The organism is Streptomyces sp. NPDC006335, assembly GCF_040612795.1.
In the GTDB taxonomy this organism is placed as follows: domain Bacteria; phylum Actinomycetota; class Actinomycetes; order Streptomycetales; family Streptomycetaceae; genus Streptomyces.
Map to the genome: position 1 here is coordinate 223185 of NZ_JBEXQX010000015.1, position 6566 is coordinate 229750.

The window sequence follows — 6566 nt, forward strand, 5'->3', positions numbered from 1 at the left end:
TGGGAGGGTCAGTAGCCCCGCTGGCTCGCGTAGAACACCAGGCGGTACTTGCCGATCTGCACCTCGTCGCCGTTGTTCAGGGCGACCGAGTCGATCCGCTCGCGGTTGACGTACGTGCCGTTGAGGCTGCCCACGTCGGACACCGTGAACGAACCGTCCTGACCCCGACGGAACTCCACGTGCCGACGCGAGACCGTCACGTCGTCCAGGAAGATGTCGCTCTGCGGGTGGCGGCCGGCCGTGGTCAGCTCGCCGTCCAGCAGGAACCGGCTGCCCGAGTTCGGCCCGCGGCGCACCACCAGGAGCGCGGAGCCCAGCGGGAGCGCGTCGACGGCCGCCTGCGCCTCCGGCGAGAGCGCCGGCATCTGCGTCTGGCCGGTGACCTCGGAGTCGTAGGCCTCGAGTCCCGAGATGGAGATGGTGGAGGTCGTCTCCGAGGGGCGCTCGGGCACGGCCCCGGCCCGCAGCGGCGCGCCGCAGTTGGAGCAGAAGCGGCTGTTCTCCGCGTTGCGGTTGCCGCACCTCGTACACACCAGGGCTGACATAGGGGAAAACCCTCCACCCGTACTTGAGGTTGACGGCTGTCCGAAACCTATGCCGCCGGACTGGGCAGGGTCAACAGACGGCAGGCCCTGACCACCGGAAACGTCACCACCCTGACCGGCGACCTGGTCCCGGAACAGCGGGCGCTGACCCTCGGCGTCGGGCTGTGCGCGATGACGAGCGGTGGCGTTGTCGCTACCTTCTCGCGCGCTCTTGCCGAACAACTTCGCAAACAACTTCACGGGCGATTCCCCTTGACCGAAACAGACCCGCCCGTGGGGCAGGACGAACCCTGATTGAACACACCGGTCGACCCGGACATCCTCACAACGTCCGTTGCCACCTGACAGTTTCCACCACGCACCACCCATTCGGTGCGCCGACCCCCCGCAACCTCATGCCCTGGCCGGATGCCCCCCATGCACCCCCGGTTCACCGGGAGGACGACCGAGCGTAGTCAGGCTGCTTCGCTGCTCGCAAGGCGTCCACGACGATCTTGGCCGACCGCTCGACGGTAACGGTGGCCTGCTCCTTCTCGAGAGTCTGCACCACGCCTCCAGGGATGTTCAGCGCCGGTTCGAGGTCCTGCGGATTGCCGATGACCTTGAAACGAAACGGCGCGGTGATCTTGTTCCCGTCGACGCTCACGCTCTTGCCCGAATCCGACAGATAGGTGTTGGCGACGACCCGTACGCCGTTCACCTGGATCGCCTCCGCCCCGGCCGCTCGCAGCTCCTGGACCGCGTCGAGCAGCATGTCCGCCTCGACCGTCCCCTTGGTGTCCTGGATCGTCATCGTGATGCCCGGCCCCTGCGCGGCCACCGTGCCCGCGAGGATGCCGAGTTGCCGCTCCTTCTCGACCGTCTGCTTACGGGCCTCCTCGGCCTGGTCGGAGCTGTTCTCCAGCTCGTCCCGCTGCTTCTCGAGGCCCTGCTTCTCGTCTTCAAGACGCTGCGTACGGTCGTCCAGTTCATCGAGGATGCGAACGAGATCTTCCTGCCGCGCACCCCGCAGCGCGCTGTCATTGTCGCTGTTGGACGCCACCTGGACCGCGAGGCCGAATCCGAGGCCGAACAGCAGTACCGCGACGATGAGTTGGGCCCGCGTCACGCGCGGCGGCCACAGCCCCTGCACCAGCCGCTGACGGCCGGTCAGCCCGGCCTCCGCAGCCGGGGCGACGGGCCGTTCGGTCTCCTGGGCGGGCGCCGCCGGGAGTTCTTCCGGCAGTTCCTTGCGCAGCCCGTTCCCGGGCGTCTCCTCCTGCTCGTTCATCGGCCTCACGCCCGGAAGACGTGCCGGCGGATCGCGGCGGCGTTCGAGAAGATCCGGATGCCGAGCACGACGACGACACCGGTCGACAACTGCGCGCCCACGCCCAACTTGTCACCCAGGAACACGATCAGCGCGGCCACGACCACGTTCGACAGGAACGACACGACGAAGACCTTGTCGTCGAAGATGCCGTCGAGCATGGCCCGCAACCCCCCGAAGACGGCGTCGAGCGCCGCCACCACGGCGATCGGCAGATAAGGCTCGACAACCGCCGGAACCTCAGGCCGGACCAACAGGCCGGCCACGACTCCCACGACGAGGCCCAGTACGGCGATCACGATGTGCCCTTCTCAGTTCTCGGCTCTGCTGTACGTACGATCACACTCGGTGCGGCCGGCAACCGGAGGTCGTCCTCCACGGAGATGGCGGTCCGGATGCCGTAGTTCTCTTGCAGGGCGTGCAGATACAGCCCGTCGGCGCTGTCCTGGAACCTGGTGCTCAGTCGCTGCCCGTCCCCCACGGCAAGCACCGTATACGGCGGAACCAGCGGCTTGTTGTCGACCAGTATCGCGTCACCCGCGGCCCTGATCGCCGACAGCGCGGTCAGCCGCTGTCCGTTGATGGAGACGGCCTCGGCCCCCGACTCCCAGAGCCCGTTCACGACCCGCTGCATGTCGCGGTCGCGCACCCGCCCGGTGTCGGAGAACCCCGATGTCTCCCGCGGGTTCCCGTCGCCGCCGCCCGTGCTGGCTTCCTTGGCGTCGTTCACGACCAGTTTGACGCCCGGGCCGTGCACCTCGACGGCGCCCGACAGGATGCCCACGAGATCGGCCTGACCGCTGTCGCCACTCTGCTTGAGGGCCTCGCGCTGCCGCGTGCTCACGTCGCCGCGCAGTCGGTCGACGTTCTCCTCGAGCTTGTCCGCCGTCTCGGTCTCGCGGTCGATGCGGTCGATGAGCTCCTCGCGCTCCTTGGCCACGACCGGAGCGGCCACCCGTGCCTGCGCCGCTCCCACGGTGACCACGAGAGCGGCGAGCACCAGGCCCAGGGCGAGACCCAGTCTCGCCCGCAGCGTCTTGGGCAGCCCACCGTCACCGGCCGCCTTCTTGCGGGCCGCGGCCTCCGCGTACCCGTCGTCGAGGCTGTGGTCCATGACGTTGGTGAGCAGCGACATGGAGGCGTCCGGGCGCGACGGGCGCGTGGGGGTGCTCCGAATGGGGGGCTGCTGCGGCATGCCGCACATCGTCGCACGTCGCGGCCCCGACCTCCGAATGGCCCCATCGGCGTGCCGGACAGGCCCCCTTGGAGGCCTGTCTGGCACGCGCGCGTACGCAGCTCAGCGGCCGGCGCTGTCCACGACCGCCGACCACTCGTCCAGCAGGGCCTGGGCGGACGCGTCGTCCGGCCCCTCGGCCCACAGGTGGGTGACTGCCTCCGCCGGGTCCGGCAGCACCATCACCCAGCGCCCGTCGGTCTCCACGACCCGCACACCGTCGGTCGTGTCGACGAAGCGATCGCCCGCCGCCTCCACGACCCTGCGCATCACCAGCCCCTTGACGGCCCACGGGGTCGCCAGATCCCGCTTGAGGACATGCGCCCTCGGGATCCGCGCGTCGATCTGGCTGAGCGTGAGCTGCGTCCGCGCCACCAGCCCGATCAGCCGTACGAAGGCCGCCGTACCGTCGAAGACGCTGCTGAACTCCGGAACGATGAAGGCGCCCTTGCCGTCACCGCCGAAGATCGTCGAGTCGTCGCGCCCGACCCGGGTGAGGTCGTCGGGCGAGGTGGTCGTCCACTCGACCTGCGTCCCGTGGTACGCCGCCACCTGCTCCGCGATCCGCGTGGTGGTCACCGGCAGCGCCACACGGCCGCTGCGCCGCTCCGCGGCGACCAGGTCGAGCATGACGAGCAGCGCGCGGTCGTCCTCGATGATCCGCCCCTTCTCGTCCACCAGGGACAGCCGCTCGCCCACGGGGTCGAACCGCACTCCGAACGCGGCCCGCGCGGACGCCACGATCTCGCCCAGCCGCACCAGCCCCGACCGCCGAGCCTCCGCCGTCTCCGTCGGCCTGGACTCGTCGAGCCCCGGGTTGATGGTCAGCGAGTCCACCCCGAGCTTCCCGAGCAGACTGGGCAGCACCAGTCCCGCGCTGCCGTTCGACGCGTCCACGACCACCTTGAGTCCGGACTCGGCGATCCCGGTGATGTCGACGTTCCGCAGCAGTGAGCCGGTGTACGAGTCGAAGACGCTCGCGGGAAAGTGCAGGTCCCCGATCTCACCGGGGAACGCACGCCGGTACTCCTGCCGCGCGAACACCCGGTCCAACTTCCGCTGACTGCCCTGGGAGAGGTCCGCACCCCGCCCGTCGAAGAACATGATGTCCACGGAGTCCGGCACCCCGGGCGTGGTCCGGATCATGATCCCGCCGGCACTCCCCCGCGCGGTCTGCTGCCGTGCCACAGGGAGCGGTACGTTCTCCAGGTCCCGTACGTCGATGGCGCTGGCCTGCAGAGCGGAAATCACCGCCCGCTTCAGTGCCCGCGCACCACGGGAGTGGTCGCGGGCGGTGGTGACGGTCGACCCCTTCTTGAGGGTCGTCGCGTAGGCGCCGGCCAGCCGGACCGCGAGCTCCGGGGTGATCTCGACATTGAGGATGCCGGAGACACCGCGTGCGCCGAAGAGATGCGCTTGGCCCCTGGACTCCCAGATGACCGAGGTGTTGACGAAGGCACCGGCTTCGATGGTCTTGAACGGGTAGACCCGCACATTCCCCTGAATGATCGATTCTTCGCCGACGAGGCACTCGTCACCGATGACCGCGCCGTCCTCGATACGAGCCGCACGCATGATGTCGGTGTTCTTTCCGACGACACAGCCGCGGAGATTGCTCTGCTGCCCGACGTACACGTTGTCGTGGACGACGGCCTTGTGCAGAAACGCCCCGCTCTTCACGACCACGTTCGAGCCAACGACGGTGTGCTCACGGATCTCGGCGCCGGCCTCGACCTTGGCGTAGTCGCCGATGTACAGCGGACCACGGAGAACGGCATCGGGATGCACCTCGGCACCCTCGGCCACCCATACACCCGGGGAGAGTTCGAAGCCGTCGATCTCGACGTCGACCTTGCCTTCAAGGACGTCGGCCTGCGCCTTCACATAGCTCTCGTGGGTGCCGACGTCCTCCCAGTAGCCCTCCGCGACATAGCCGTAGACCGGCTTGCCTTCCTTCATCAGCTGCGGGAAGACGTCGCCGGACCAGTCCACGGGCACATCGGGGTCGACGTAGTCGAAGACCTCGGGCTCCATGACATAGATGCCGGTGTTCACAGTGTCAGAGAAGACCTGGCCCCAGGTCGGCTTCTCCAGGAAGCGCTCGACCTTGCCTTCCTCGTCGACGATGGTGATGCCGAATTCAAGCGGATTGGGCACACGCGTCAGACAGACGGTGACCAGCGCGCCCTTTTCCTTGTGGAAGTTGATGAGCTCGGTGAGGTCGAAGTCGGTCAGGGCATCGCCGGAGATGACAAGGAAGGCATCGTCCTTCAACGCCTCTTCGGCGTTCTTGACGCTTCCGGCGGTACCGAGTGGCTTCTCCTCATTGGCATAGGAGAGCTCCATTCCGAGCTCTTCACCGTCACCGAAGTAGTTCTTGACCAGTGAGGCCAGGAACTGGACGGTGACGACGGTCTCGTTGAGCCCATGCCTTTTGAGCAGCCGCAGAACGTGCTCCATGATCGGCCGGTTTGCCACCGGCAGGAGCGGCTTGGGCATGCTCGAGGTCATGGGACGAAGGCGTGTGCCTTCGCCTCCGGCCATCACGACGGCCTTCATGTCGGAAGCGTCCTCCTTAAAAGATGACGGTCTAGCCGACTTCACCCGTCCAGATTGTCCCGCACATTTCTGCCGGGGGCCATCGAGCCACTACGGCCGTGCCAATGGGCGAGTTCAGTCGGCCTCGGCGTCCGCACGGACCAGACGGCGGACTTGGACCACATAGAGCACTCCTGCCCACCAATACAGCGTTGTACCCCATCCGGCGAACGCCCATCCGAAAATAGCAGCCAGTGACGAGATCCATCCAGTTCCGTCACTGAGCAAGAGCAGCGGGAAGGCGTACATCAGGTTGAAGGTGGCGGCCTTGCCGAGGAAGTTCACCTGCGGCGGCGGATAACCGTGCCGCCTGAGGATGCCCACCATCACCAGGAGCATCAGCTCACGCAAGAGCAGTGCAGCCGTCAACCAGATTGGCAGAATCTCGCGCCAGGTGAGGCCGACCAGAGTCGAGAGAATGTAGAGGCGGTCTGCCGCGGGGTCGAGCAGCCGGCCGAGGCTGCTGATCTGGTTCCACCGGCGGGCGAGCTTGCCGTCCAGGTAGTCGCTGATCCCGCTCAGAGCGAGTACCAGCAATGCCCAGGTGTCACTCTTGGGCCCTCCGAACTCGGGCCTGAGGATCAGCCACAGGAAGAGCGGCACCCCAACGAGCCGCGCCATGCTGAGGATGTTGGGGATGGTGAGGACCCGGTCCGTCTGGACCCGGGTCTCCTGGACCTCCACCCGGGGGCCTCCTGTGGGAAACGTGCCAACGATGCCCCCTGACCCTACCTCAACGCAAAAAAGCTCTGGCTCTTGGGCTGCGTGCCCAAGAGCCAGAGCTCTAAAAGGAGTTCGGCGGTGTCCTACTCTCCCACAGGGTCCCCCCTGCAGTACCATCGGCGCTGTAAGGCTTAGCTTCCGGGTTCGGAATGTAACC

At 67.2% G+C, this 6566-nt stretch carries 6 protein-coding genes and 1 rRNA gene; all 7 read right to left on the reverse strand.

Translation table 11 applies throughout. The features are described 5' to 3' along the window. Positions 1–8 precede the first annotated feature (8 nt). Positions 9–914 carry an FHA domain-containing protein gene (locus ABZ098_RS33600; RefSeq protein ID WP_356597513.1) on the reverse strand — a complete coding sequence of 302 codons (906 nt, stop codon included), beginning with the start codon at positions 912–914 and terminating at the stop codon, positions 9–11. A gap of 61 nt (positions 915–975) precedes the next feature. Continuing rightward, entirely contained in the window at positions 976–1815 is an 840-nt protein-coding gene (locus ABZ098_RS33605; protein WP_356597514.1) for a DUF881 domain-containing protein, read from the reverse strand. Between the two features lie 5 nt (positions 1816–1820). Then, a complete protein-coding gene (locus tag ABZ098_RS33610; RefSeq protein ID WP_003988855.1) occupies positions 1821–2153 on the reverse strand; it encodes a small basic family protein in 333 nt (110 codons plus the stop codon). Further along, positions 2150–2989 carry a DUF881 domain-containing protein gene (locus ABZ098_RS33615; RefSeq protein WP_356597523.1) on the reverse strand — a complete coding sequence of 280 codons (840 nt, stop codon included), beginning with the start codon at positions 2987–2989 and terminating at the stop codon, positions 2150–2152. The genes ABZ098_RS33610 and ABZ098_RS33615 overlap by 4 nt, the downstream gene beginning before the upstream one ends. Positions 2990–3151: 162 nt before the next feature. Further along, positions 3152–5647, reverse strand: coding sequence for a mannose-1-phosphate guanyltransferase (locus ABZ098_RS33620; RefSeq protein WP_356597515.1), 2496 nt, complete (start codon positions 5645–5647; stop codon positions 3152–3154). A 114-nt stretch (positions 5648–5761) separates the two neighbouring features. After that, complete coding sequence (locus ABZ098_RS33625; protein WP_053852216.1) at positions 5762–6370, reverse strand: CDP-alcohol phosphatidyltransferase family protein; 609 nt, start codon at positions 6368–6370, stop codon at positions 5762–5764. A 109-nt stretch (positions 6371–6479) separates the two neighbouring features. Beyond that, positions 6480–6566: ribosomal RNA gene (rrf, locus tag ABZ098_RS33630) — 5S ribosomal RNA — on the reverse strand; the annotation flags it as partial.